Below are 21738 nucleotides of genomic sequence, written 5' to 3'. Positions count from 1 at the left end.
CCCGCGTGAGAGTCTGGAGACGTAGATCACATTCGGGCCCGGGGCGCCGGACGTCCCCGGCCGACGGCACCGGAGGACCGCTCATGGACAACGGCCCGGGATACACCTCGCTCACCCCGCTCGCCTTCCTCGGAAGGTCGGCGGAGGTGTTCCCCGGCAAGACCGCCTACATCCACGGGGACCTCCGCGTCGGCTACGCGGAGTTCGCGCGGCAGGTCACCCGCGCCGCGCACGCGCTGCGGACCCTCGACGTCCGGCCCGGCGACCGGGTCGCCTACCTCGCGCCGAACATCCCCGAACTGCTCGTCGCGCACTTCGCGGTGCCGCTGGCGGGCGGCGTCCTGGTCGCGATCAACACGCGGCTGGCGGCGGAGGAGGTCCGCCACATCCTCGCCCACTCGGGGGCGAAGGTGCTGGTCGTGGACGCGGCGCTGCACCCCGTCGTGGCGCCGCTGGCAGGGGATCTGCCGCAGGTCGTCACGGTGCCCGCGGCCGGCGCGGAACCCGACCCGGCCGTCGGCGGGCTCGGCTACGCGGAGTTCCTCGCGCGCGGCTTCGACGACCCGCTGCCCTGGGAGGTGGACGACGAGAACGCGGCCATCTCCATCAACTACACCTCCGGCACCACGGGACGCCCGAAGGGCGTCGTCTACACCCATCGCGGCGCGTACCTGAACGGGCTCGGCGAGGTCCTGCACTCGCGGCACACCCCCGACAGCGTCTACCTGTGGACGCTGCCGATGTTCCACTGCAACGGCTGGTGCACGCCCTGGGGCCTCGTCGCGATCGGCGGGACGCAGGTGTGCCTGCGCGCCGTCGTCCCGGCGGAGATCTGGCGGATCGTCGACGCCGAGGGCGTCACGCACCTCAACGGCGCCCCGACCGTCCTGCTGGGCATCGCCAACGCGCCCGAGGCGCACCCGCTGGAGCGGCCGCTCGTCGTCACCACGGCGGGCGCGCCGCCGAGCCCCACGATCATCGGGCAGATGGAGGCGCTCGGCGCGCGGATCGTCCACGTGTACGGGCTGACGGAGACCTACGGGCCGTACTCGGTGTGCGAGCCGCAGCCCGGCTGGGCGGCGCTGGCGGCGCCCGAGCGGGCGCGGCTGCTGGCCCGGCAGGGCGTCGGCATGGTGCAGACCGACGGGCTGCGCGTGGTCGACGACGACATGAACGACGTCCCGGCGGACGGGGAGACGCTCGGCGAGATCGTCATGCGCGGCAACAACGTCATGAAGGGGTACCACCGCGACGCGGAGGCGACCGCGAACGCGTTCCGGGGCGGCTGGTTCCACTCCGGCGACCTCGGCGTCCGCCACCCCGATGGCTACGTCGAGCTGCGCGACCGGTCCAAGGACATCATCATCTCCGGCGGCGAGAACATCTCGACCGTGGAGGTCGAGCGCGCGATCGACTCGCATCCGGCGGTGCTGGAGGTCGCGGTCGTCGCCGTCCCCGACGAGCGGTGGGGCGAGCGGCCGAAGGCGTTCGTCGTGCTGCGCGAGGGGTGCGCGGCGACCGGGGAGGAGCTGGTCGGGCACGTCCGGAAGAGCCTCGCGCGCTACAAGGCGCCCGACCGCGTCGAGTTCGTGACCGCGCTGCCGAAGACCTCCACCGGGAAGATCCAGAAGTTCCAGCTCCGCGAGAAGGAATGGGCCGGGTACGACCGGCGCGTCCAGGGTTGATGCGGATAGCCGCCGTTCGCCGCCGTTTGTCCGGGGCCGGACCGCGCCGGGGCGCGTGAGGTTTCGCAGCCGGGGAAGGGGTCGGGGGCGACGGGACGAGCCGGCCGCGGCGGCGAGAGGGGAACCGATGGCGACCACCGGGACGACGACCGGTGACGTGGTGGTCGTGGGCGCGGGCCCGACCGGGCTCATGCTCGCCGGGGACCTCGCCGCCGCCGGGATCGGCTGCACCGTGTTCGAGCGCCGCGAGCCGCGGACCGGCGGGGAGACGCGCGCGTTCGCCGTGCACGCGCGCACGATGGAGCTGCTCGACGCGCGCGGCGTCGCCGCCGACCTGGCCCTGACCGGCCGGCGGGTGGACGCGCTGCGGCTGGTCGGCCGGTCCCGCCTCGACCTGCGCCGGCTGCCGGGCCGGTTCCCGTACGTGCTGATCACGCCGCAGTACGAGACCGAGCGGCTGCTGCGGGAGCGGGCCCTGGCTGCGGGCGCGGAGATCGTGCACGGCGCCGAGGTGACCGCCCTCCGGCAGGACGCGGCGGGCGTCGAGGTCGACGTGCGCACCCGCGCCGGGGAGGGCTTCACGCGCCGCGCGTCCTACCTGGTGGGCGCCGACGGGATCGGCAGCACGGTCCGGCGGGCGCTCGGGCTGCCGTTCCCGGGGCGCTCGGCCGTCCGGTCGGTGATGCTGGCCGACGTCCGGCTGGACGACCCGCCGGGCGAGGTGCTCACGGTCGGCGCCGGGGCCGCCGGGTTCGCCTTCCTCGCCCCGTTCGGCGACGGCTGGTACCGGGCGATCGCCTGGAACCGCCGGCATCAGGCGCCCGACTCCGAGCCCGTCGACATGGACGAGCTGCGGGAGGTGGCGCGGCGCGTCCTCGGCGGCGACCACGGCATGCGCGACCCGCGCTGGACGTCGCGGTTCCACAGCGACGAGCGGCAGGTCCCGAGCTACCGCGTCGGGCGGGTGCTCCTCGCGGGCGACGCCGCGCACGTCCACTCGCCGCTCGGCGGGCAGGGCATGAACACCGGGTTGCAGGACGCCGCGAACCTCGGCTGGAAGCTCGCCGCGCAGGTGCAGGGGTGGGCGCCGTCCTGGCTGCTCGACTCCTACCACGCGGAGCGGTACCCCGTCGGACGGTTCGTCCTGCGCGGCAGCGGGGCGCTGCTCCGGCTCGCCCTGCTGGAGTCGCCGGCGCTGCGGGCGGCGCGCGACGTGGGGGCGTGGACGGTCACGCACGTCCCGCCGGTCGCGCGGCGGATGGCGGGCGCGGTGTCGGGCCTCGACATCGCCTATCCCGCGCCGCGCGGCGCGCACCGGCTGACCGGGCGCCGCGCGCCCGACGTCCCGCTCTCGGGTACCCCCGGGCACCTGTACGGGCTGCTCGGCGACGGACGGTTCGTGCTGGTCGTCGCGGCGAACGACCCGGCGGTCACCTACCTGGCGGCGAAGATGTGGGCGGGCCGCGTCCACTACGCGCTCGCGGGCCGCGCGACGCGCACCACCGCGCTCGTCCGCCCGGACGGGTACGTGGCGTGGGCGACCGACGAGACCGCGCCCGACCGCAGGGCCACGGCGATCCGCGACGCGCTCTCCCACTGGTGCGGGGGGCCCGCGCACGAGCGGCACCAGGGGCGGCACGTCCCCGGCGGCGTCCGGGAGGAGGGGAGGGCCTGACATGGCGCGCGGCACGGGAGGGCCGGGCACGAAAGGTCCGGGCACGGCGGGCGCGCTGAACGTCGCGCGGAAGCTGATCGCCTCGCACCTGGTGGACGGGGAGATGACACCCGGCCGCGAGATCGGCCTGCGCATCGACCAGACCCTCACCCAGGACGCCACCGGCACGATGGTCATGCTGGAGCTGGAGGCGCTCGGGCTCGACCGCGTCCGCACCGACGTCTCCGTCCAGTACGTCGACCACAACCTGCTCCAGACCGACGAGCGCAACATGGCCGACCATATCTTCCTGCGGTCGGCGTGCCGCCGCTACGGCCTCTGGTACTCCCGGCCGGGCAACGGCGTGTCGCACCCCACCCACATGCAGCGGTTCGGCGTGCCCGGCGCCACGCTCGCCGGGTCGGACTCCCACACGTGCGCGGCGGGCGCGCTCGGCATGCTCGCGATTGGCGCCGGCGGGCTGGAGACCGCGATGGCGATGGCGGGGGAGCCGCTGCACGTCACGATGCCGGAGGTCTGGGGCGTGCGGCTGACCGGCGCGCCGCCGCCCTGGGTGAGCGCGAAGGACGTGATCCTGGAGATGCTGCGCCGGCACGGCGTGCGCGGCGGCGTGAACCGGATCATCGAGTACCACGGCCCCGGGCTCGCGTCGCTGACGGCGATGGACCGGCACGTCATCGCCAACATGGGCGCCGAGCTGGGCGCCACGGCGACGGTGTTCCCCGCCGACGGGCGCGTCCGGGAGTTCCTGCGCGCCGAGGGGCGCGAGGGCGACTTCCGCGAGCTGCTGGCCGACCCCGGCGCCTCCTACGAGGCCGAGGACGAGATCGACCTGTCCGCGCTGGAGCCGCTCATCGCGCGTCCGGGCTCGCCCGGCGACGTGGTGCCGGTGCGGGACGTCGCGGGGGAGGAGGTCCACCAGGTCGTCGTCGGGTCGTCGGCGAACCCCGGGCTACGCGACCTCGCGTCCGTCGCGGCGATCGTGCGCGGCGAGCGGGTGCACCCGCGCGTGTCGCTGGACATCAACCCGGCCACCCGGCAGGCCCTGCTCGACCTGACGCGGACGGGCGCCGCCACCGACCTCGTGCAGGCGGGCGCCCGCATCCACCAGACGGGATGCCTCGGCTGCATCGGCATGGGGCAGGCGCCCGCGGTCGGCCGCAACAGCCTGCGGACGTTCCCGCGCAACTTCTTCGGCCGGTCGGGCACCGAGGACGACCGGGTGTGGCTCTGCTCGCCCGAGACCGCCGCCGCGGCCGCGCTCACCGGCGTCATCACCGACCCGCGCGACCTGCCGATGGACCCGCCCGTCGTCCGCCCTCCCGCGCTCGCCGCCCGCGCCGCCGACCTGCTCGAACCGCCGCTGCCCGAGTGGGAGGCGCGGCACGTGGAGCTGGAGAAGGCACCGAGCATCGGCGCCCTCCCGGAGCTGGACCCGCTGCCGGACGACCTGGACGTCCCCGTCGTCCTCAAGGTGGGCGACGACGTGTCCACCGACGAGATCCTCCAGGCGGGCGCGCGGGCGCTGCCGTTCCGCAGCGACATCGCGCGCCTCGCCGACTTCGCCTTCGTCCGGATCGACGACGAGTACCTCGAGCGGGCTCGCGCGGCCGGCCCGCACGCCGTCGTCGGCGGGCGCAACTACGGGCAGGGCTCCTCCCGCGAGCACGCCGCGATCGCGCCCCGCCACCTCGGGCTGCGCCTGGTCCTCGCGTGCGGCTACGCCCGCATCCACCGGCAGAACCTCGTCAACTTCGGCATCCTGCCCCTGGAGTTCGCCGACGAGGCCGACTACGACCGCGTCGAGCAGGGGGACACCCTCCAGATCCCGGACGTGCGCGAGGTCCTGGCGTCCGGCGGCGACGTCGAGGTCCGCAACGTCACCAAGGGCGAGACGTATGCGGCGCGGCACCGCCTGTCGCCGCGCCAGCGCGAACTTGTCGCGGCGGGAGGGCAGATCCCCCTGCTGCGCGGCGACCGGCGGCCCGCACCGCACGCCAGCCGTCAGTAGCGGCGTCCGTTCAGTAGCGGCGTTCCTCCCGTCCGTATCCGAGTTCCTCCGCGACGTCGGCGACGTTCTCGTACTCGCGCCTCGGCAGTGCGCGCAGCGCCTCGATCGTCGCGTCGGGCGCGCCGCCGTCGGCGGCGTGCCGCACGAGCTCGTTCGGCCGCGCCGGGTACCGGACGCCGGTGAGCGCCCGGGCGAGCGCGCTGCGGCTCTCGACGTCCCGCGCGCTCATCCCCGGCGGCGAGCCCTCGCCCGCGAACCCGGCCGCCACGACGGGGTCGGTCGGGCTCTCGTCGGAGAACGGCTCGGTCTCCTTGAACTCCTCGGCGTGGGTGGGGTGGCCGCCGCTGACCATGCCCTGCGTCTCGGCGCCGATCTCGTCGTCCACCCTGGGGGCGTGCTTGTCGCTCTTGTCTGGCATTGTCCGTCCTCTCTCCAACGGTGCTGAACGTTCCCGGGCGGACGCGCCTAAACAGCGGGGGCCGTGTGGCGGCGGGGATCAGGTCGGCGGAGGAGGGCGGGGGCGCCGTAGGATCCGAGGGTCCGGGACGGCACGGCAGGGAGGGACGCGGTGGCGGGTCACATGACGCCGGAGGAGTTCCGCCGGTACGGCAGGCAGGTCGTCGACTGGATCGCCGACTACCAGGAGAAGATCGAGTCCTACCCCGTGCTGTCGCGGGCCGAGCCGGGCGACGTCCTCGCGGACCTGCCCGCCCACCCGCCGGAGCGGGGCGAGGGCTTCGAGGCCGTCCTCGCCGACCTCGACCGCGTCGTGATGCCCGGCATCACCCACTGGCAGCACCCTTCGTTCTTCGCCTACTTCCCGTCCAACGCCAGCGGTCCCGCGATCCTCGGCGACCTGCTGTCGGCCGGGATCGGCGTCCAGGGCATGCTGTGGGCGACCAGCCCCGCCTGCACGGAGCTGGAGACGCGGGTGCTGGACTGGCTCGCCGAGCTGCTCGACCTGCCCGCCGGTTTCCGCAGCGAGGGCACCGGCGGCGGTGTCATCCAGGACTCGGCATCCAGCGCCGCGCTGGTGGCGATCCTCGCCGCGCTGCACCGCGCCGACGGCGGGACGTCCGGACGCGAGGGCATCGCCCGCCGCCACACCCTCTACATCAGCTCCCAGACGCACTCGTCCCTGGAGAAGGCCGCGCGGATCGCCGGGATCGGCGCCGCGAACGTCCGCGTGGTGGACGTCGACCCCGCCACCCTCGCCATGGACCCCGCCCACCTGGACGCGCTGCTCGCCGCGGACGCCGCCGCCGGCGCGCTGCCGGTGCTGGTCTGCGCGACCGTCGGCACCACGTCCACGACGGCGGTCGATCCCGTGCCCGCGATCGGCGAGGTGTGCCGCCGCCACGGCGTCTGGCTGCACGTGGACGCCGCGTACGCGGGCGTCGCCGCCGTGTGCCCCGAGCTGCGCTGGATCAACGACGGCCTCGCCGAGTACGCCGACTCCTACTCCACGAACCCGCACAAGTGGCTGCTCACCAACTTCGACTGCAACGCGATGTGGGTGGCCGACCGGGCGCCGCTCACCGGCGCGCTGTCGATCCTGCCCGAGTACCTGCGCAACCAGGCGACGATGTCGGGCGAGGTCGTCGACTACCGGGACTGGCAGATCCCGCTCGGCCGCCGGTTCCGGGCGCTGAAGCTGTGGTCGGTGATCCGCTGGTACGGGGCGGAGGGGCTGCGCGAGCACGTCCGGACGGGCGTGCGGCTCGCGGCGGACCTCGCGTCCCGGATCGCCGCCGACCCCGGCTTCGAGCTGCTGGAGCACCACCCGTTCGGGCTCGTCTGCTTCCGGCCGCGCTGGGAGGGCCTGCCCGCGGGCGAGGCCGACGCCGCGACGATGCGGTTGATGGAGCGGCTCAACGCCTCCGGCGACCTCTACCTCACCCACACCAAGGCCGGCGGGCGCGTGCTGCTGCGCGTGGCGGTCGGCGCCCCCGCGACCGGGCCCGAGCACGTCGAGGCGGCCTGGCGCCGCATCCGCGAGGAGGCCCTGGCGGGCTGAGAACCGGGCGGGGCCTCCGCCCCGGGCTCAGCCCTGGGCGAGGCGCATCGCCCGCAGCAGGCGCCTGACCAGCGACTCCGATTCCGGCTCGGCCGGGTTCCGCTCCGCCGCCCCCGTGTCGGACGGGCCGGCGGGCGGCTCGGGCGGCGGCGCCGCCAGCTCGTAGTTCACCGGCAGCGAGCGCAGCCCCCGCATCATCGGGGACGACCGCCACGGCAGCTGGTCGGCGGGCAGCGCGAGCCGCACGCCGCTGAACCGGTCGAACAGCCGCTCCACCGCGATCGTGGTGATGGTGGTGGCGAGGTCGCGGCCGAGGCAGGCGTGCGGGCCCGCGCCCCACGCCAGATGCGCGCGGGAGCTGTAGATCGAGTCGGCCGCCGCGCCGTCGGTGAACGCCGGGTCCAGATGCGCGGCGGCGGGCGACAGCATGACCGGGTCGCCGGCCGCGATCTGGAACCGGCCGACCCGCACGTCGACCTTCGGCCAGCGGAACGTCAGGTTCGACATCGGCGGGCTGGAGATCGCCGCCCGGTTCACCGCCTCCTGGATCATCCCGGCTGACAGGCTGTCGCGCGCGCCGGTCTCGCCGATGATCACCTCGGCGATCGTGTTGCAGACGAGCGTCCCGGTGAAATCGCCGATCAGCCCCGCCAGCAGCACCATCTCGCGGGCCAGCTCGTCGACGGTCAGGTCCGGCGTGGCCGCGAGCATGTAGGACGGCAGGTCCTCGCCGGGCGAGGCCGTCTTCTCCGCGCAGACCCGCGTCAGGTCGGCCAGCAGCCGCCCCGCCGCCTCGGCGGCGTCCGGGCCCGCGTCCAGCACCCGCCACACGTCCATGACGACCTCGTCGCCGTACCCGGTGCCGGCGCCGAGCAGCCGGCCCATCACCATCATCGGCAGCGGCCGCGCGTACTGCGCCGACAGGTCGGCCCAGCCGGTCCGGCCGCCCTCCGACAGGACGGTGATCAGCTCGTCGGCGTACCGCCGGATGGCCTGCTCCAGCTCCTTGGCCTGCGGGCGGGTGCGGTCCTGGAACGGGCGCAGGCCCTCGGCCCAGGCGCCGCGCAGCCGGGACAGGGCGGCGCCGTCGGTGTAGACCGACATGTCGAACCCGTAGGCGGGCAGCAGCGGCCAGTCCGCCGGGACGCGGCCCTCCCGGCGCGCCCGCCAGGAGTCCAGGCGGCGGCTCCAGATGCCGCGCGAGTCGCGCAGGATGTCGAGCGTCTGCGGGTAGCCGATAACGAGCCACGCCGGGACGCCCAGCACGTCCACCGGCGCGACCGGGCCGTACTCGGCGCGGAGCCGCTCGTAGAACAGCGCGGGGCGGGACTCGTGGTCCCGGTTCACCAGCGGCTGGACGGCGAGCGCCTCCAGCGGCGGATGCGAGGGCGCGGGCTCGGCCTGCGGCGTCTGGGGCTCCACGCCCCACACCATAGGGGAGTTCGTCCTTTTCGCTCGTGTTCGTCGGAGAAAAGGGCGGAATGATCTTCGGGGCGGGTCCGCCGCGCGCTTCCCGTCCGGGTATGTGAGGCTAGGGGGTGCCCCTACGAACGGCTGGAGGTCCGCATGGCCGACTCAGGAGAGAAGGACGGCAACGAGGACGACGTGAAGCGCAGGTTCCGGGAGGCCCTGGAGCGCAAGCGCGGAGCGGCGGCCGACAAGAACGAGGGCGGGGCCGGCCGGAACGGGTCGAAGGTGCGTGGCACCCACGACCGCGCCGACCACCAGCGCCAGTTCCGCCGCAAGAGCGGCTGAGCGCACCGGGGTCACCCGCCCACGGACACGAGGGAGCGGCCGGAACCGGGCCGCCCGGCCGACGGGCCCCGCGCACGCCAGCGCGGGGGCCGTCGGCCACTCCGTCGTGCCCGGAGCGAGGGGCTTAGATCCAGGGGCTCAGCTTGACGGGCGGGCGCCCTCGTAGGTGCCCTTGTAGAGCGCGTCCGCGTAGCTCGGGCCGTAGCGCTGCTCCATCTGCTCCACGGTCTCCTCGGTGTACTGGACGTCCTTGACGATCCGGGCCTGCGAGGGCAGCGCGTCCGGCTCCCACGACTCCGGCATCCACAGCTTGGAGCGCATCATCGCCTTCGCGCAGTGGAAGAAGATCTGCTCGACCTCCACGAGCAGGGCCAGCTCCGGCCGGTGCCCCTTGACGATCATCTCGTCGAAGAACGGCGCGTCCCGCAGGATGCGCGCGCGGCCGTTGATCCGCAGCGTCTCGCGGCGTCCGGGGATGAGGAAGATCAGCCCGACGTGCGGGTTGCCGAGCACGTTCAGGTAGCCGTCGGCGCGGCGGTTCCCCGGACGCTCGGGGATCACGATCGTCGTGTCGTCCAGCACGCGGGCGAAGCCGGGCGGGTCGCCCTTGGGGGACACGTCGCAGTTGCCGTCGGCGTCGCTGGTCGCGATGAGGCACAGCGGCGACAGGCGCAGCCACTCCCGGTCCCAGGCGTGCAGGGTGACGCGCTCCTTGTCGAGCGCGCGCCGGAGCGGGGTGCCGAGCAGGGCGCGCAGCTCCTCCGCCGAGGTGATCTCCGTGTACCGCGCGGGTTCGGTGGGTTCGGTGGACTCCGTGGCGAGCGTCATGGCCGATCCTTCCGCCGGGGGCCGGATGATCAGCGTAACTTCGTGCGGTTCCGGCCGCGCAGACCGGGGTCCAGGGTGCACACCCCACCATGCGGACACCGGCTGGCCCGGTCGTGCGGGCGCGCGGGCCTGCCTAGCGTGATCTCCGGGCGGCGTGGAGAAGCGGACGGAGAAGGCATTGAGCACGCTCAGCAGGGCCCGCCGGAGTGTCGCCGTCGGAGCGGGGGCCGTGGCGCTCCTCGCGGGAACGGGGGTGGCCGCCGCGGCACAGGGCGGGACGCCACTCCAGCGGGACGTGAACGCGGTCCGGGCCGTGGGAACGACCGGCGTCCTCGCGGAGACGAGCACGCCGGACGGGACGGAGGAGGCCCGCGCCGGCGTCATGGACGTCCGGAGCGGGCGCCCGATCCCCCGGGGCGCGTCGTTCCGGGGCGGCAGCAACACCAAGACGTACGTGGCCACAGTCGTCCTCCAGCTCGTCGGGGAGGGGCGGATGGGCCTGGAGGACACCGTCGACCGGTGGCTGCCCGGCCTCGTGCGGGGCAACGGCAACGACGGCCGGAAGATCACGGTCCGGAACCTGCTCCAGCACACGAGCGGGCTCTACGACTTCACCCACGACCTCCCGTTCGACACGCGGGAGGACGTCGAGGCCCACCGGTTCGACCACTACACCCCCGAGCAGCTGGTGGGCCTCGCGCTGCGGCACCGCCCGGAGTTCGAGCCGGGGGAGACCGGGCCGGACGGGAACCCGCGCTGGTCGTACTGCAACACCGGCTACGTCCTCGCCGGGATGATCGTGGAGCGGGTCACCGGGCACCGGTGGGACGAGGAGGCCATGCGGCGGATCGTCCGCCCGCTCGGCCTCACCCACACGAGTTTCGCGCGCGGGAGGGAGTTCCCCGGCCGGCACCCGCACGGCTACCAGGAGTTCGACGAGGGCGGCCCGCTGCTGGACGTCACGGACATGGACTACAGCTGGGCTGACGCGGCGGGCAGCCTGGTCACGACGGCCGCCGACCACAACCGCTTCTTCCGGGCGCTGTTCGGCGGGCGCCTGCTGCGGCCCGCCGAGTTCGCCGAGATGCGCCGGACCGTCCCCGACGACCTGGACGGCTCGCTCGCCGGCAGCCGGTACGGGCTCGGCGTGATGTGGCTCCCGCTGGGCTGCTCCAAGGCCGGGTACTGGGGGCACGGCGGTGACACGCCCGGCTACATGACCCGCGGGGGCGTCACCCCGGACGGGCGCCGCGCCGTCACGGTCAGCGTGCCCACGCAGCTCCAGGACGACCGCCAGGACCTGACGACCGGGACCCTCGTACGCAACGCCCTCTGCGCGTAGCGGGGTTCACCGGTGGCCGTGCGGTGGCCTCCCCCGTGAGGGTCACCACACGGCCGCCGGGCCGCCGCGCCCGGCGCCCCGCCGGAGGCGGGCACCGGTGGGAAGGCGCGGCGGTGCTCAATCGGGCACGTGCTCAAGGAGGCTTTCTCAGGACGTGCGCGGGGCGGAGTACTCGTCGTCGTACTCGTCGGGGTAGGGGAGCGTCCCGCCCGCCGGGACGCCGCCGGAGCCGCGCCCCTCGGGCTTCTCCCAGGGCTCCTGGCGGCCGAGGGCCGTCAGGTCGAGGAAGTAGTAGGAGCCGCCGACCTGCTCGGCGCCGCGCGCGTACATCGAGTACGTGTGGTAGACGGTGTCGCCGTCGCGCAGGAAGCAGCTCGTGCCGGGCATCTCCACCGGACGGTCGTCGCCGAAGGACTGCCCGGCCCGCTCGAACTCCTCGATGGTCCGGTAGTTGTACTCCTCGGGCGCGACCGACCCGTCGATCGTCACGTGGAAGTCGTGGTTGAACGAGCCGCCGTGCGAGGAGTACCAGGGGAACACCCAGCCCATCGCGGCCCGGAACGGCCCGATCTTCGACTGCGGGGCGCGCGACACCGCCGCGTAGGTGGTGTCGCGGTCGTGCAGGTGGCGCAGGTGCCCGACGGAGATCTCCGCCAGCCCGGCCGAGCAGCTCCGGCAGGCGCGCTCCCACGCCGGGTCCCACATGACGTGGCCCACGATGAGTTGGGCGCGGCCCTCGAACAGGTCGAGCAGGCTCGCCTCGCCGTCCGGCCCCTCGAAGACGTAGTCCTCCTCGACCCGGACCATCGGCAGGCGGCGGCGCTCGGCGTTGAGCGCGTCCCGGGCCCGGGTGAGCTCCTTCTCCTTCGCGAGCAGCGCCTTGCGCGCGGTGGTCCACTCCTCGTGGGACACCACATCGGGGAGTGCCATGCCTCCTCCTCCGTCCGGAATCGGTTTCCTCGTGCCTTCATCCGATACAGACCCGGGGGCGTGCGCGAACTCATCGGTCCCGCGGCGGTGACTTCCGGGCCGCTGGACGGTCGGTTCCTGTGAGGGACGAAACCCCGACGAGATGAGGGCGCATGGGCTCGGTGGACACGGCGGCGTCGACGAGGTCGCCGGAGGAGCGGGGACCCGCACTCCTGGAAGAGGCGCTCGGGTACGCGCTGCGCGCGCTGGACGAGGTGACGCCTGAGACCCTGTGCCGTCCGACGCCCTGCCGGGGCTGGGACCTCGGGACGCTGCTGCGCCACACCGGCGAGTCGCTGGCGGCGCTGCTGGAGGCCGTCGACACCGGCCGCGTCCGCCTCGTCCCGGACGCGGAGGCGGAGGAGGACCCGGTGGCGGTGTTCCGCGCGGGCGCGGGGCGGCTCCTCGGCGCCTGGACGCAGGCCACGGGCCCCGTCACGGTCGGCGGTTCGGCCCTCTGCGCGGACCTCGTCGCCGGGACCGGCGCCATCGAGATCGCCGTGCACGGCTGGGACGTCGCGCAGGCCGTCGGGCGGCCCCGCCGCATCCCGCCCGTCCTCGCCGGGGCCCTGCTGGAGCTCGCGCCGATGCTGGTCTCCGGCGCCACCCGGCACGGGCTGTTCGCGCCGCCCGTCCCCGTGCTCAAGACGGCCGACGCGGGGGAGCGCCTGCTCGCCTACCTCGGACGCGACCCGGCGGGCCGCCTCGGCTGACCACCCGGTCGGCTCACCCGGGCTCGGCGTCGGCGGCCCTGCGCGCGTCCCGCGCCGTGTCCTCGGCGCGGGAGAGGCCGCGCTCGGCGCGTTCCGCCTTGCGCGCCGCCGCGTCGCGGTCGGCGACGGCCCGCTCCAGTTCGTGCCGCAGCCGTCCCACCGTGTCGGCCGCCGACTCGGCCGCCGCCCTCGCCTCCTCGGCCTTCTCCCGATGCCCGGCGAGGGCGGCCTCCGCCTCGTCGGCACGCCTGCGCAGCGTCTCCGCCCGCCGCGCCCGCGCCGCGCTCGCCTTCGCCGTCGGTTCCGGTTTCGGCTTCGGTTCCGGTTTCGGCTTCGCGGCCTTCTCCTCGGCCTGTTTCCGCCGTGTCCCGGCGCGCTTCTCCTTCGCGGGCGCCTTCCGGGGACGCGTCGCCCCGTCCGGGGCCACGGGGAAGCCCACCGGGCCGAAGCCGCTGTAGCTGCGCGGCTGAGCGAGTCGGCCCTCGCGGACCTCGTCCGCGACCTCCGGGTCGACGGTCGCGGCCTGGAGCGTGTCCTCCACGTCCCGGACGGCCTGATCCCGCAGCGGGCGGCCCGCCGCCGACGCCAGCTCCCCCGCCGTCCGCACCAGGTCCCGGACGAGCCCGGCCCGCCGCTGCTCCAGGTCGCCGAGGCTCCCCGACCCCCACGCAGCCCGGATCTCCGCCCCGACGTCCAGCAAGCGGCCGAGGTCGTCCGGGGCGGAGCGGGCCAGCAGGTTGACCGCCCACGCCGAGAGGGTCGGGCGGCGCAGCGCGCCGATGCGCTTGGCCAGCGCGGCGTCGCCCTCGTCCCTGGCCTGCCGGGACAGCCGGGTCCTGACCTCGACGAACTCGTCCGGGGTGACGCCGTAGAGCTCGCCGGCGGCGCTGGAGAAGTCCACGACCGGTCTCTACCCGCTCCGGAGCCGCTGGACGAGGGCCGCGCGCCGTGCCTATACTCGTTCACGAGTATTCGTCCACGAGGAGTCGAGATGGCCAAGCGGCGCAAGGTGGGAAACCTCCTCGCCCTCGCCGTGCTCTCGACGGTCACGGCCAGGCCGATGCACCCCTACGAGATGGCCTCGCTGATGCGCGCCCGGGGCAAGGACCGCGACATCGACATCAAGTGGGGCACGCTCTACACCGTCGTCCGCAACCTGGAGAAGCACGGCTTCCTGGCCGTCGAGGGGAGCGTGCGCGAGGGGGCGCGGCCGGAGCGGACCGTCTACCGGATCACCGACGCCGGGCGCGCGGAGCTCGCCGACTGGGTCCGCGAGCTGGTCGCGGTCCCCGAGCGCGAGCATCCGCGCTTCGTCGCCGCGCTCTCGGTGCTCGGCGCGCTCGGCCCGGACGAGGCGTCCGACCTGATGAAGCGCCGGCTCGACACGCTGGAGCGGGAGATCGCCGAGCAGGACGCGGCGCTCGCGGACGCGGCGGAGATCCCCCGCGTCTTCCTCATCGAGTCGGAGTACGAGCTGGCCATGCGCAGGGCGGAGGCCGCCTGGGTGCGCGCCCTGCTGGCCGACATCGCCGCCGGCACGTTGCAGGGGCTCGACCTGTGGCGCGCCTTCCACGAGACCGGCGAGATGCCGCCCGAGATGGCGGAGCTGGCGGAGAGGGGCGCCGAGGAGTAGCCGAAGAAGGGCCCCGGCGCAGGTGCGGCAACACCTCCGCCGGGGCCGGGAACCCACCACCCGACCCGCTCGCGGAGCGGGCCCCGGCGGCGAGACCGCAGTCACAGCCTAGCCCGGGGCCCTCCGCGGACAACGGAGGAGACCATGGCTCACGCCATCGAGGCCGACGGCCTCGTGAAGACCTATCCCGGCGCCGTCCGGGCCCTGGACGGGCTGTCGATCACGCTCGGCCAGGGCGAGATCCTCGGGCTGCTCGGCCCGAACGGCGCCGGCAAGTCCACCACCGTCAAGATCCTCACCACCCTGATCAGGCCGGACGCCGGAACGGCGGCGGTGGCCGGGCACGACGTGCTGCGCCGCCCCGACCGGGTCCGCCGCGTCATCGGCGTCGTGTCGCAGCGCTCGGGCGCCGACCCCGAGGCCAGCGGCCGCGACAACCTCGTGTTGCAGGCGCGGCTGTACGGGACGGGCGGCGCCGAGGCCCGCCGCCGCGCCGACGAGCTGCTGGAGCGGTTCGGGCTGCGGGAGGTGGCCGCCCGCAAGGTGAAGACCTACTCCGGCGGGACGCAGCGGCGGCTGGACGTGGCGCTCGGCCTCGTCCACCGGCCGCGCGTCCTGTTCCTGGACGAGCCCACCACCGGCCTCGACCCGGAGGCGCGCGCGTCGATGTGGGCGGAGATCGCCGCCCTCGCCGGGGACGACGCGCTGGCGATCCTGCTCACCACCCACTACCTGGACGAGGCCGACCGGCTCGCGCGGCGCCTCGCGATCGTCGACCGGGGCAGCGTCGTCGCCGAGGGCACGCCCGACGCGCTGAAGGGCGAGCTGCGCGGCGACGCCGTCCACCTGGAGTGGGGCGAGGCCCCCGAGGAGGGGGCGGTGCGGGCCGCGCTCGGCCGGCTGCCCGGCATCCGCGACGTCATGCTGGAGGGCCCGCGCCTCAGCGCGCGCACCGACGACGGCGCCGCCGCCGTGCCCGCCGTCCTCGCCGCGCTCGACCACGCCGGGTTCCCGGCCGCCGCCGTCACGGTCGCGCGGCCGTCCCTGGACGACGTGTACCTGCGCTACGCGGGCCGCCGCTTCGCCCAGGCGGACACCGCCGGCAGCGCCAGCGCGACCGGCACCGCCACCGAACCCGCCGCCACGGGAGGCGTCCGATGACCGCTCTGATCGCCGGGACCTGGTGGATGACGCACCGCCGGGTGTCCGCGCTGCTCCGCAGCCCCGCGATGCTGATCATGTCGCTGGCCCAGCCGGTCATCTGGCTCTTCCTGTTCGGCCAGCTCTTCAAGCGCGTCGTGGAGCTGCCCGGCTTCGGCACCGGCTCCTACCTGGACTATCTCGTCCCCGGCGTCGTGATCATGAACGCGGTGTCGCTGAACTCCTTCGCCGGGATGGGCACGCTCGACGAGATCGAGCGCGGCACGCTCAACCGGTTCCTGGTCACGCCGGTCCGGCGGAGCGCGCTCGCCAACGCGGGCGTGATCGAGCAGGCGCTCGGCACCGCGTTCCAGTCCCTGGTGATCATCGCCCTGGGCTGGGCGGGCGGCGCGCACTACCCGGGCGCCGCCGCCGGGCTGCCGATCCTCGTCGCGATGTCGGTGCTGATCGGCGTCGTGCTCGCCGAGCTGTCCACCACGCTCGCGCTGCTGGTCCGCGACCGCAACACGATCATCATGTTGAACGTGATGCTGCTGCTCCCGCTGACGTTCCTGTCCTCGGCGTTCATGGCCAAGGGCCTGATGCCGGGCTGGATGCGGCACGTCGCGTCCGGGAACCCGGTGAGCTGGGCCCTGGACGCCGGGCGCGCCGCGCTCGCCGACGATCCGCGCTGGGGCGCGGTCGCGGGGCACGCCGCGCCGCTGCTGGCGCTGACGGCGGCGACGGTGGGGCTCGCGATCTTCTCCTTCCGCAGCTACCAGAAGTCGCAGTGACGGCGGGCGCGCCCGGTCAGCGGGTGTCGAGGAAGCGGTCGAGGACGCGGGTGCCGAAGGCCAGCCCGTCCAGCGGGACGCGCTCGTCCACCCCGTGGAACATGCCGAAGTAGTCCAGCTCCGGGCCGAGGAGCAGCGGTGCGAACCCGAAGCTCGCGATGCCGAGCGGCTGGAAGGACTTGGCGTCGGTGCCGCCCGCCATCACGTACGGGACGGGACGCGCCGCCGGGTCCTCGGCGCGGAGCGCGGCCGCGAGGTCGGCGAAGGTGGCGCCCGCCGGATCGGCGGCGGGCGCCTCCTCGTAGTTGACGAACTCGCGGGTCACCCTCGGGCCGAGCAGCCGGTCGATCGTGGCCAGGAACTCCTCGCCGGTGCCCGGCAGGTACCGGCCGTCGACCTGCGCGGTCGCGGTCCCCGGCACCACGTTGATCTTGTATCCGGCGTCCAGCCGGGTCGGGTTGGCCGAGTTGCGGATCGTTCCCTCGAACAGCCGCCCGACGGGGCCGAGCCGCCGCGCCTCGGCGTCGAGGCGGTCGTGGTCGATCGTGGTGCCGAGCGCGGCGGCCAGCCCGTCCAGCAGGGCGCGGACGCCCGGTGTGAGGCGGACGGGCCACTCGTAGGAGGCGATGCGCGACACAGCGTGCGCGATCTCGGCGACCGGGTTGTCGGGCGCGGGCTTGGAGCCGTGCCCGGCGGTGCCGCGCGCGGTCAGCCGCATCCACGTCGTGCCGCGCTCGCCGGTCGCGATCGGGTAGATCCGGGCGTCGCCGGCGTGGACGCTGAAGCCGCCCGACTCGCTGATCGCCTCGGTGCAGCCCTCGAAGATCCCCGGATGCTCGCGGGCCACGAACCGGGACCCGAGGTCGCCGGTGCACTCCTCGTCGGCGAGGAACGCCAGCACCAGGTCGCCCCGGGTGCGGCGGCCCTCGCGCAGCCGCCGCCGGACGGTCGCGAGCGTCATCGCGAGCGTGCCCTTCATGTCGACCGCGCCGCGTCCCCACACGCAGCCGTCCCGCACCTCGCCCGAGAAGGGCGGAACGCTCCACTCCGACGCCTCGGCGGGCACCACGTCCAGATGCCCGTGGATCAGGAACGCCGGGTGCGCGGGGTCGGTGCCCGCGATCCGCGCCAGCACACTGGCCCGGCCGGGCGCGGACTCCACGATCGTGGCGGCGACGCCCACCTCGTCCAGCAGCGCGGCGACGTACTCGGCGGCCGGACGCTCCGGACGCGCCACGCCCTCGCCCTCGTTCGTGGTGTCGATGCGGATCAGCGCGGAGCAGATCTCCGCCGCCTCCACCCCCGCGGCCTCGGCGGCCCCGCTCGCGGCACCGGCCACGGTGTCCTCGTGGACCTTCGGCTCCGTCACACCAATACCCACCTTTCGCAACAAACCTTCATTTTTCCCCCGCGCTGACCTCTGGCAACCAATGATCAACAACATATCGATCCGGTTTCGAATCGTTCAGCGCCGTACCCAAATCATCCGGCCGGTACGACGCTGCCACCAATCTGAAGAGCGCGGGCGGTTGCCGCGCCGCGCACGCGACAGTGCACGAGGAGGAGCATGACCAGCCTCAGGGGTGCGAGCCGTGACGTCCACCGGTACCGGGGCCGCCGCCCCATCGCGGCGCTGGGGGCGGTGGTGCTGGCGGCCTCGCTCGGGTTGTCGGCCTGCGGCGGCGGCGCGAAGTCGGGCGACGGCACGTTCACCGCCGGCCACCCCGAGCCCGACCACCTCGTGCCGGGCAACACCACCAGCAGCTACGCCTTCGACGTCATCGGCAACCTGTTCGACAACCTCGTGGGGCTCACCAAGGACGGCAAGGGCTACAACCTCGCCGCCGAGTCGGTCACCAGCCCCGACCAGAAGGTCTGGACGATCAAGATCAGGCCGGGCCAGAAGTTCCACAACGGCGAGCCGGTCACCGCCGCCAGCTTCGCCGACGGGTGGAACAACGCCGCCTACGGCCCGAACGCCTACAACGCCAACGACTACTTCTCGCACATCCAGGGGTACGCGGAGCTGAACCCCGAGGACGAGAACGCCAAGCCGAAGGCCGACACGCTGTCGGGCGTGCAGGTGGTCGACCAGAACACGCTCAGGGTCACGCTGACCGACCCGTTCAACCAGTTCCCGCTGCTGCTGACCTACCCGGCGTTCGCGCCGATGCCCAAGGCCGGGCTGAAGGACCTCCGCGCTTTCGAGGAGCACCCCATCGGCAACGGCCCGTACATGATGAGCGGGCAGTGGGAGCGCAACAAGCAGATCAAGCTCGTCGCCTATCCCGGTTACACCGGGCCGCGCAAGCCGAAGAACAAGGGCGTGACCTGGAAGAGCTACTCCAGCGCCGACACCGCCTACACCGACCTGCGCGCGGGCCGCATCGACGTCTACCAGACGATCCCCGCCGGGAAGGTGCCCGAGGCCAAGCGGCTGCTGGGCGACAAGTTCCTGCCCCGCAAGATGGGCACGATGGACTACCTGGGCTTCCCGGTGTTCGACAAGCGGTTCGCGAACCCCGACCTCCGGCGCGCGATCTCGATGGCGATCGACCGGCAGGGCATCAACAAGGCCGTCTACAACGGCGACTACTTCCCGGCCGACTCGCTGCTCCCCGCGATCATCGCCGGGCACCGGCCGAACGCGTGCGGCGAGCTGTGCACGTTCAACCCGGCCAAGGCCAAGGAGCTGTACGCGAAGTCCGGCGGGTTCAAGGGGACGCTGGAGCTGTACTTCTCCAACGCGCAGCCGACCTACTACCAATGGATGCAGATCGTCGCGAACTCGCTGCGGCAGAACCTCGGCATCCGGGACATCCAGTTCCGGCAGGTCCCCGCGTCCGACTACCTCGGGATGCTGCGCAAGCGCACGGAGAAGGGCCCCTATCGGCAGAACTGGGAGGCCGACTACCCGAGCGCCCAGAACTACCTGGAGAACCTGTGGATCTCGGGCGCCAACCGCATGGGCTGGACGAGCAGGGAGTTCGACGACCTCGTCGGCAAGGCGAACCGGACGGGCGACCCGCAGGAGGCCCTGAGGCTCTACAACCAGGCCGAGGACGTCGCGATCCGCGAGATGCCGATGATCCCGCTGTGGACGTGGGCGGGCCAGGGCGGCCGGTCCGACCGGGTCGGCGACGTCACCATCACGTCGTACGCGACGGGGCTCCTCGCGTACGAAGTGACGGTGAAGTAGCCGGCGATGTGGCGCTACGTCCTCAGACGGCTGCTCCAGGCGGTCCCGGTCTTCATCGGCACGACGCTGCTCATCTACGCGATGGTGTTCGCGCTGCCGGGCGACCCGATCCAGGCGCTCGCGGGCGACAAGCCCATCCCGGAGAACGTCCTCCAGACCCTGCGGGAGCGCTACAACCTCAACGACCCGCTGCTGGTGCAGTACGGCAAGTACATGTGGGGGCTGCTCCAGGGGAACCTCGGCGAGAACTACACCGGCCAGAAGGTGTCGGAGATGCTGTCGGGGCGCTGGACGGTGACCGCGCAGCTCGCCGTCACCGCCTGGCTGTTCGAGCTGGCGCTCGGGCTCGCGCTCGGCGTCTGGGCGGGCCTGCGGCGCGGGAAGCTCGCCGACACCCTCGTGCTCGGCGGGACGACGCTGCTGATCGCCGTGCCGGTGTTCGTGCTCGGCTACACCGCGCAGCTCCTGCTGGGCCTGCACTGGCAGGTCTTCCCCACGGCCGGGACCGACGACGGCTGGCCGATGAGCTATCTGCTGCCCGGGATGGTGCTCGGCTCGCTCGGCCTGTCCTACGTCGCGCGGCTCACCCGCACCAGCCTCGCCGAGAACCTGCGCGCCGACTACGTGCGCACCGCGAACGCCAAGGGGCTGTCGCGGGCGCGGGTCGTCGGGCGGCACGCGCTGCGCAACTCGCTGATCCCCGTCGTGACCTACCTCGGCGTGGACTTCGGGACGCTGATGGGCGGCGCGGTGGTCACCGAGGGCATCTTCAACCTGCCCGGCATCGGGCAGCAGGTGTTCCAGTCGATCCAGCTCAAGGAGGGGCCGGTCGTGGTCGGCGCGGTCACCGTGCTCGTGCTGATCTTCCTGCTCGTCAACCTGCTGGTGGACCTGCTGTACGGGTTCCTGGACCCCCGGATCAGGTACGAGTGAGGGCGGCCGCACGGGTGAGGGCACGGGTGAGGGCGACCGACGGAGCGCGCGCGGGCGCGGTGAGGCGTGGCGATGGGCGTGGGCGATGAAGATCGATGAACCGGGCGTGCCGGGCCCCGAACCGGCGGCGGGCGCCGAGCCCGCGGGGGCGGCCGCCGAGGCGGCGGCGCTGGCCGTCGCGGGCGGCGAGATCGGGCGCGCGTCGCTGTGGGACGACGCGTGGCGCGACCTGCGGCGCCGCTGGGTGTTCTGGGCGTCGGCGGTGTTCCTCGCGCTGGTCGCGGTGATGGCGGCCGTCCCTCGGCTGTTCACCTCCAAGGGCGTCAACGAGGGCTGCGACCCGAACCTCGCCAAGCTCGGCCCGTCCGGCGGCCACTGGTTCGGCACCGACCTCGCGGGCTGCGACTACTACGCGCACGTCGTGCACGGCGCCCGGCCGACGCTGCTGATCGGCGTCGCGGTCACGCTGTTCGCGTTCGCGATCGCGCTGGTGTTCGGGATGCTCGCGGGCTACTACGGCGGCCTGCTGGACGCGCTGGTCGCCCGGCTCACCGACGTGTTCTTCGGGCTGCCGTTCGTGCTCGGCGCCACCGTCATCCTGGTCGCCTTCCCGAGCCACGGCGTCGGCGCGATGACGCTGGTGCTGGTGCTGCTCGGCTGGACGACGATGATCCGGATCATGCGCGGCCAGGTCATCTCGGTCAGGGACGCCGACTACGTGCAGGCCGCGCGGCTGCTGGGCGCGTCCGACGCGCGGATCATGGCCCGGCACATCCTGCCGAACGCGCTCGCCCCGGTGGTCGTCGTCGCGACCCTCAACGTCGGGAACGTGATCGCCGGGGAGGCGACGCTGGACTTCCTCGGCGTCGGCCTCCAGTACCCGCAGGTGTCGTGGGGCCTCCAGCTCAACCAGGCCAAGGACGCCTTCGTCGACCACCCCCATCTGCTGGTCTTCCCCGCGGTGCTGCTGTCGGCCACGGTGCTGAGCTTCCTGATGCTCGGCGACGCCGTCCGCGACGCCCTCGACCCGAAGCTGCGGTGAGC

The 21738-nt window shown here is 73.8% G+C and carries 19 protein-coding genes; 13 read left to right on the top strand and 6 right to left on the bottom strand.

Annotation, left to right across the window (positions count from 1 at the left end; genetic code table 11):
• Nucleotides 1-83 precede the first annotated feature (83 nt).
• The 3 genes from K2F47_RS39230 (at nucleotide 84) to K2F47_RS39220 (ending at nucleotide 5371) form a co-directional block, all read left to right on the top strand.
• Nucleotides 84-1685 carry a long-chain-fatty-acid--CoA ligase gene (locus tag K2F47_RS39230; RefSeq protein ID WP_242911325.1) on the top strand — a complete coding sequence of 534 codons (1602 nt, stop codon included), beginning with the start codon at nucleotides 84-86 and terminating at the stop codon, nucleotides 1683-1685.
• 127 nt (nucleotides 1686-1812) lie between these two features.
• Nucleotides 1813-3360 (top strand): FAD-dependent monooxygenase, encoded by a 1548-nt coding sequence (locus K2F47_RS39225; RefSeq protein WP_242911324.1) that lies wholly within the window; start codon nucleotides 1813-1815, stop codon nucleotides 3358-3360.
• 1 nt (nucleotide 3361) lies between these two features.
• Nucleotides 3362-5371, top strand: coding sequence for an aconitate hydratase (locus K2F47_RS39220; protein WP_242911323.1), 2010 nt, complete (start codon nucleotides 3362-3364; stop codon nucleotides 5369-5371).
• A 10-nt stretch (nucleotides 5372-5381) separates the two neighbouring features.
• Here K2F47_RS39220 and K2F47_RS39215 read toward each other — a convergent pair whose 3' ends face one another.
• Nucleotides 5382-5789, bottom strand: coding sequence for a DUF2795 domain-containing protein (locus K2F47_RS39215; RefSeq protein WP_242911322.1), 408 nt, complete (start codon nucleotides 5787-5789; stop codon nucleotides 5382-5384).
• 150 nt (nucleotides 5790-5939) lie between these two features.
• On the opposite strand from K2F47_RS39215, the gene K2F47_RS39210 reads away from it, so the two are divergent.
• On the top strand, nucleotides 5940-7388 hold the full coding sequence (locus tag K2F47_RS39210) for an aminotransferase class I/II-fold pyridoxal phosphate-dependent enzyme (RefSeq protein WP_242911321.1): 1449 nt from the start codon (nucleotides 5940-5942) through the stop codon (nucleotides 7386-7388).
• A gap of 27 nt (nucleotides 7389-7415) precedes the next feature.
• Here the strand turns inward: K2F47_RS39210 and K2F47_RS39205 are convergent, their stop codons facing one another.
• Nucleotides 7416-8810, bottom strand: coding sequence for a cytochrome P450 family protein (locus K2F47_RS39205; protein ID WP_242911320.1), 1395 nt, complete (start codon nucleotides 8808-8810; stop codon nucleotides 7416-7418).
• 144 nt (nucleotides 8811-8954) lie between these two features.
• Between K2F47_RS39205 and K2F47_RS39200 the strand changes: the two genes are divergently transcribed.
• Nucleotides 8955-9143 carry a DUF5302 domain-containing protein gene (locus K2F47_RS39200; RefSeq protein ID WP_242911319.1) on the top strand — a complete coding sequence of 63 codons (189 nt, stop codon included), beginning with the start codon at nucleotides 8955-8957 and terminating at the stop codon, nucleotides 9141-9143.
• A gap of 138 nt (nucleotides 9144-9281) precedes the next feature.
• Here K2F47_RS39200 and K2F47_RS39195 read toward each other — a convergent pair whose 3' ends face one another.
• On the bottom strand, nucleotides 9282-9971 hold the full coding sequence (locus K2F47_RS39195; RefSeq protein ID WP_242911318.1) for a pyridoxamine 5'-phosphate oxidase family protein: 690 nt from the start codon (nucleotides 9969-9971) through the stop codon (nucleotides 9282-9284).
• A 178-nt stretch (nucleotides 9972-10149) separates the two neighbouring features.
• On the opposite strand from K2F47_RS39195, the gene K2F47_RS39190 reads away from it, so the two are divergent.
• The gene (locus K2F47_RS39190; protein ID WP_242911317.1) at nucleotides 10150-11313 is read left to right on the top strand and encodes a serine hydrolase domain-containing protein; all 1164 of its coding nucleotides are present in this window, start codon (nucleotides 10150-10152) and stop codon (nucleotides 11311-11313) included.
• 147 nt (nucleotides 11314-11460) lie between these two features.
• Here the strand turns inward: K2F47_RS39190 and K2F47_RS39185 are convergent, their stop codons facing one another.
• On the bottom strand, nucleotides 11461-12243 hold the full coding sequence (locus tag K2F47_RS39185; RefSeq protein ID WP_242911316.1) for a DUF899 domain-containing protein: 783 nt from the start codon (nucleotides 12241-12243) through the stop codon (nucleotides 11461-11463).
• A 152-nt stretch (nucleotides 12244-12395) separates the two neighbouring features.
• Here K2F47_RS39185 and K2F47_RS39180 point away from each other — a divergent pair, with 152 nt between their 5' ends.
• On the top strand, nucleotides 12396-12995 hold the full coding sequence (locus K2F47_RS39180; protein ID WP_242911315.1) for a TIGR03086 family metal-binding protein: 600 nt from the start codon (nucleotides 12396-12398) through the stop codon (nucleotides 12993-12995).
• 13 nt (nucleotides 12996-13008) lie between these two features.
• On the opposite strand, the gene K2F47_RS39175 is transcribed toward K2F47_RS39180, so the two are convergent.
• Nucleotides 13009-13896 (bottom strand): hypothetical protein, encoded by an 888-nt coding sequence (locus K2F47_RS39175; RefSeq protein ID WP_242911314.1) that lies wholly within the window; start codon nucleotides 13894-13896, stop codon nucleotides 13009-13011.
• Nucleotides 13897-13986: 90 nt separating this feature from the next.
• Here K2F47_RS39175 and K2F47_RS39170 point away from each other — a divergent pair, with 90 nt between their 5' ends.
• From K2F47_RS39170 to K2F47_RS39160, 3 genes are all read left to right on the top strand, one after another.
• Complete coding sequence (locus K2F47_RS39170; protein ID WP_242911313.1) at nucleotides 13987-14628, top strand: PadR family transcriptional regulator; 642 nt, start codon at nucleotides 13987-13989, stop codon at nucleotides 14626-14628.
• A 144-nt stretch (nucleotides 14629-14772) separates the two neighbouring features.
• Entirely contained in the window at nucleotides 14773-15789 is a 1017-nt protein-coding gene (locus K2F47_RS39165; RefSeq protein WP_242911312.1) for an ATP-binding cassette domain-containing protein, read from the top strand.
• Entirely contained in the window at nucleotides 15786-16562 is a 777-nt protein-coding gene (locus K2F47_RS39160; protein ID WP_242911311.1) for an ABC transporter permease, read from the top strand. The genes K2F47_RS39165 and K2F47_RS39160 overlap by 4 nt, the downstream gene beginning before the upstream one ends.
• Nucleotides 16563-16578: 16 nt before the next feature.
• Here the strand turns inward: K2F47_RS39160 and K2F47_RS39155 are convergent, their stop codons facing one another.
• On the bottom strand, nucleotides 16579-17901 hold the full coding sequence (locus K2F47_RS39155) for a M20/M25/M40 family metallo-hydrolase (RefSeq protein ID WP_308198545.1): 1323 nt from the start codon (nucleotides 17899-17901) through the stop codon (nucleotides 16579-16581).
• Nucleotides 17902-18129: 228 nt separating this feature from the next.
• Here K2F47_RS39155 and K2F47_RS39150 point away from each other — a divergent pair, with 228 nt between their 5' ends.
• The 3 genes from K2F47_RS39150 to K2F47_RS39140 all read left to right on the top strand — a co-directional run bounded on the left by K2F47_RS39150 (nucleotide 18130) and on the right by K2F47_RS39140 (nucleotide 21736).
• A complete protein-coding gene (locus K2F47_RS39150) occupies nucleotides 18130-19761 on the top strand; it encodes a peptide ABC transporter substrate-binding protein (RefSeq protein WP_242911310.1) in 1632 nt (543 codons plus the stop codon).
• A gap of 6 nt (nucleotides 19762-19767) precedes the next feature.
• Complete coding sequence (locus tag K2F47_RS39145) at nucleotides 19768-20694, top strand: ABC transporter permease (protein WP_242911309.1); 927 nt, start codon at nucleotides 19768-19770, stop codon at nucleotides 20692-20694.
• Between the two features lie 85 nt (nucleotides 20695-20779).
• Nucleotides 20780-21736, top strand: a complete 957-nt coding sequence (locus K2F47_RS39140) for an ABC transporter permease (RefSeq protein ID WP_242911308.1) — start codon at nucleotides 20780-20782, stop codon at nucleotides 21734-21736.
• The last annotated feature ends 2 nt before the right edge of the window (nucleotides 21737-21738 follow it).

The organism is Actinomadura terrae (assembly GCF_022751215.1).
GTDB classification, from domain to species: Bacteria; Actinomycetota; Actinomycetes; order Streptosporangiales; family Streptosporangiaceae; genus Spirillospora; species Spirillospora terrae.
Note: the sequence above shows the minus strand (reverse complement) of the source record. Positions and strands in the feature narration are given on the sequence as shown.

Coding starts and splice junctions, on each gene's coding strand:
- K2F47_RS39230 (WP_242911325.1), top strand. CDS start 84: ATGGACAACGGCCCGGGATACACCTCGCTCACCCCGCTCGCCTTCCTC.
- K2F47_RS39225 (WP_242911324.1), top strand. CDS start 1,813: ATGGCGACCACCGGGACGACGACCGGTGACGTGGTGGTCGTGGGCGCG.
- K2F47_RS39220 (WP_242911323.1), top strand. CDS start 3,362: ATGGCGCGCGGCACGGGAGGGCCGGGCACGAAAGGTCCGGGCACGGCG.
- K2F47_RS39215 (WP_242911322.1), bottom strand. CDS start 5,789: ATGCCAGACAAGAGCGACAAGCACGCCCCCAGGGTGGACGACGAGATC.
- K2F47_RS39200 (WP_242911319.1), top strand. CDS start 8,955: ATGGCCGACTCAGGAGAGAAGGACGGCAACGAGGACGACGTGAAGCGC.
- K2F47_RS39195 (WP_242911318.1), bottom strand. CDS start 9,971: ATGACGCTCGCCACGGAGTCCACCGAACCCACCGAACCCGCGCGGTAC.
- K2F47_RS39185 (WP_242911316.1), bottom strand. CDS start 12,243: ATGGCACTCCCCGATGTGGTGTCCCACGAGGAGTGGACCACCGCGCGC.
- K2F47_RS39180 (WP_242911315.1), top strand. CDS start 12,396: ATGGGCTCGGTGGACACGGCGGCGTCGACGAGGTCGCCGGAGGAGCGG.
- K2F47_RS39170 (WP_242911313.1), top strand. CDS start 13,987: ATGGCCAAGCGGCGCAAGGTGGGAAACCTCCTCGCCCTCGCCGTGCTC.
- K2F47_RS39165 (WP_242911312.1), top strand. CDS start 14,773: ATGGCTCACGCCATCGAGGCCGACGGCCTCGTGAAGACCTATCCCGGC.
- K2F47_RS39160 (WP_242911311.1), top strand. CDS start 15,786: ATGACCGCTCTGATCGCCGGGACCTGGTGGATGACGCACCGCCGGGTG.
- K2F47_RS39150 (WP_242911310.1), top strand. CDS start 18,130: ATGACCAGCCTCAGGGGTGCGAGCCGTGACGTCCACCGGTACCGGGGC.
- K2F47_RS39145 (WP_242911309.1), top strand. CDS start 19,768: ATGTGGCGCTACGTCCTCAGACGGCTGCTCCAGGCGGTCCCGGTCTTC.
- K2F47_RS39140 (WP_242911308.1), top strand. CDS start 20,780: ATGAAGATCGATGAACCGGGCGTGCCGGGCCCCGAACCGGCGGCGGGC.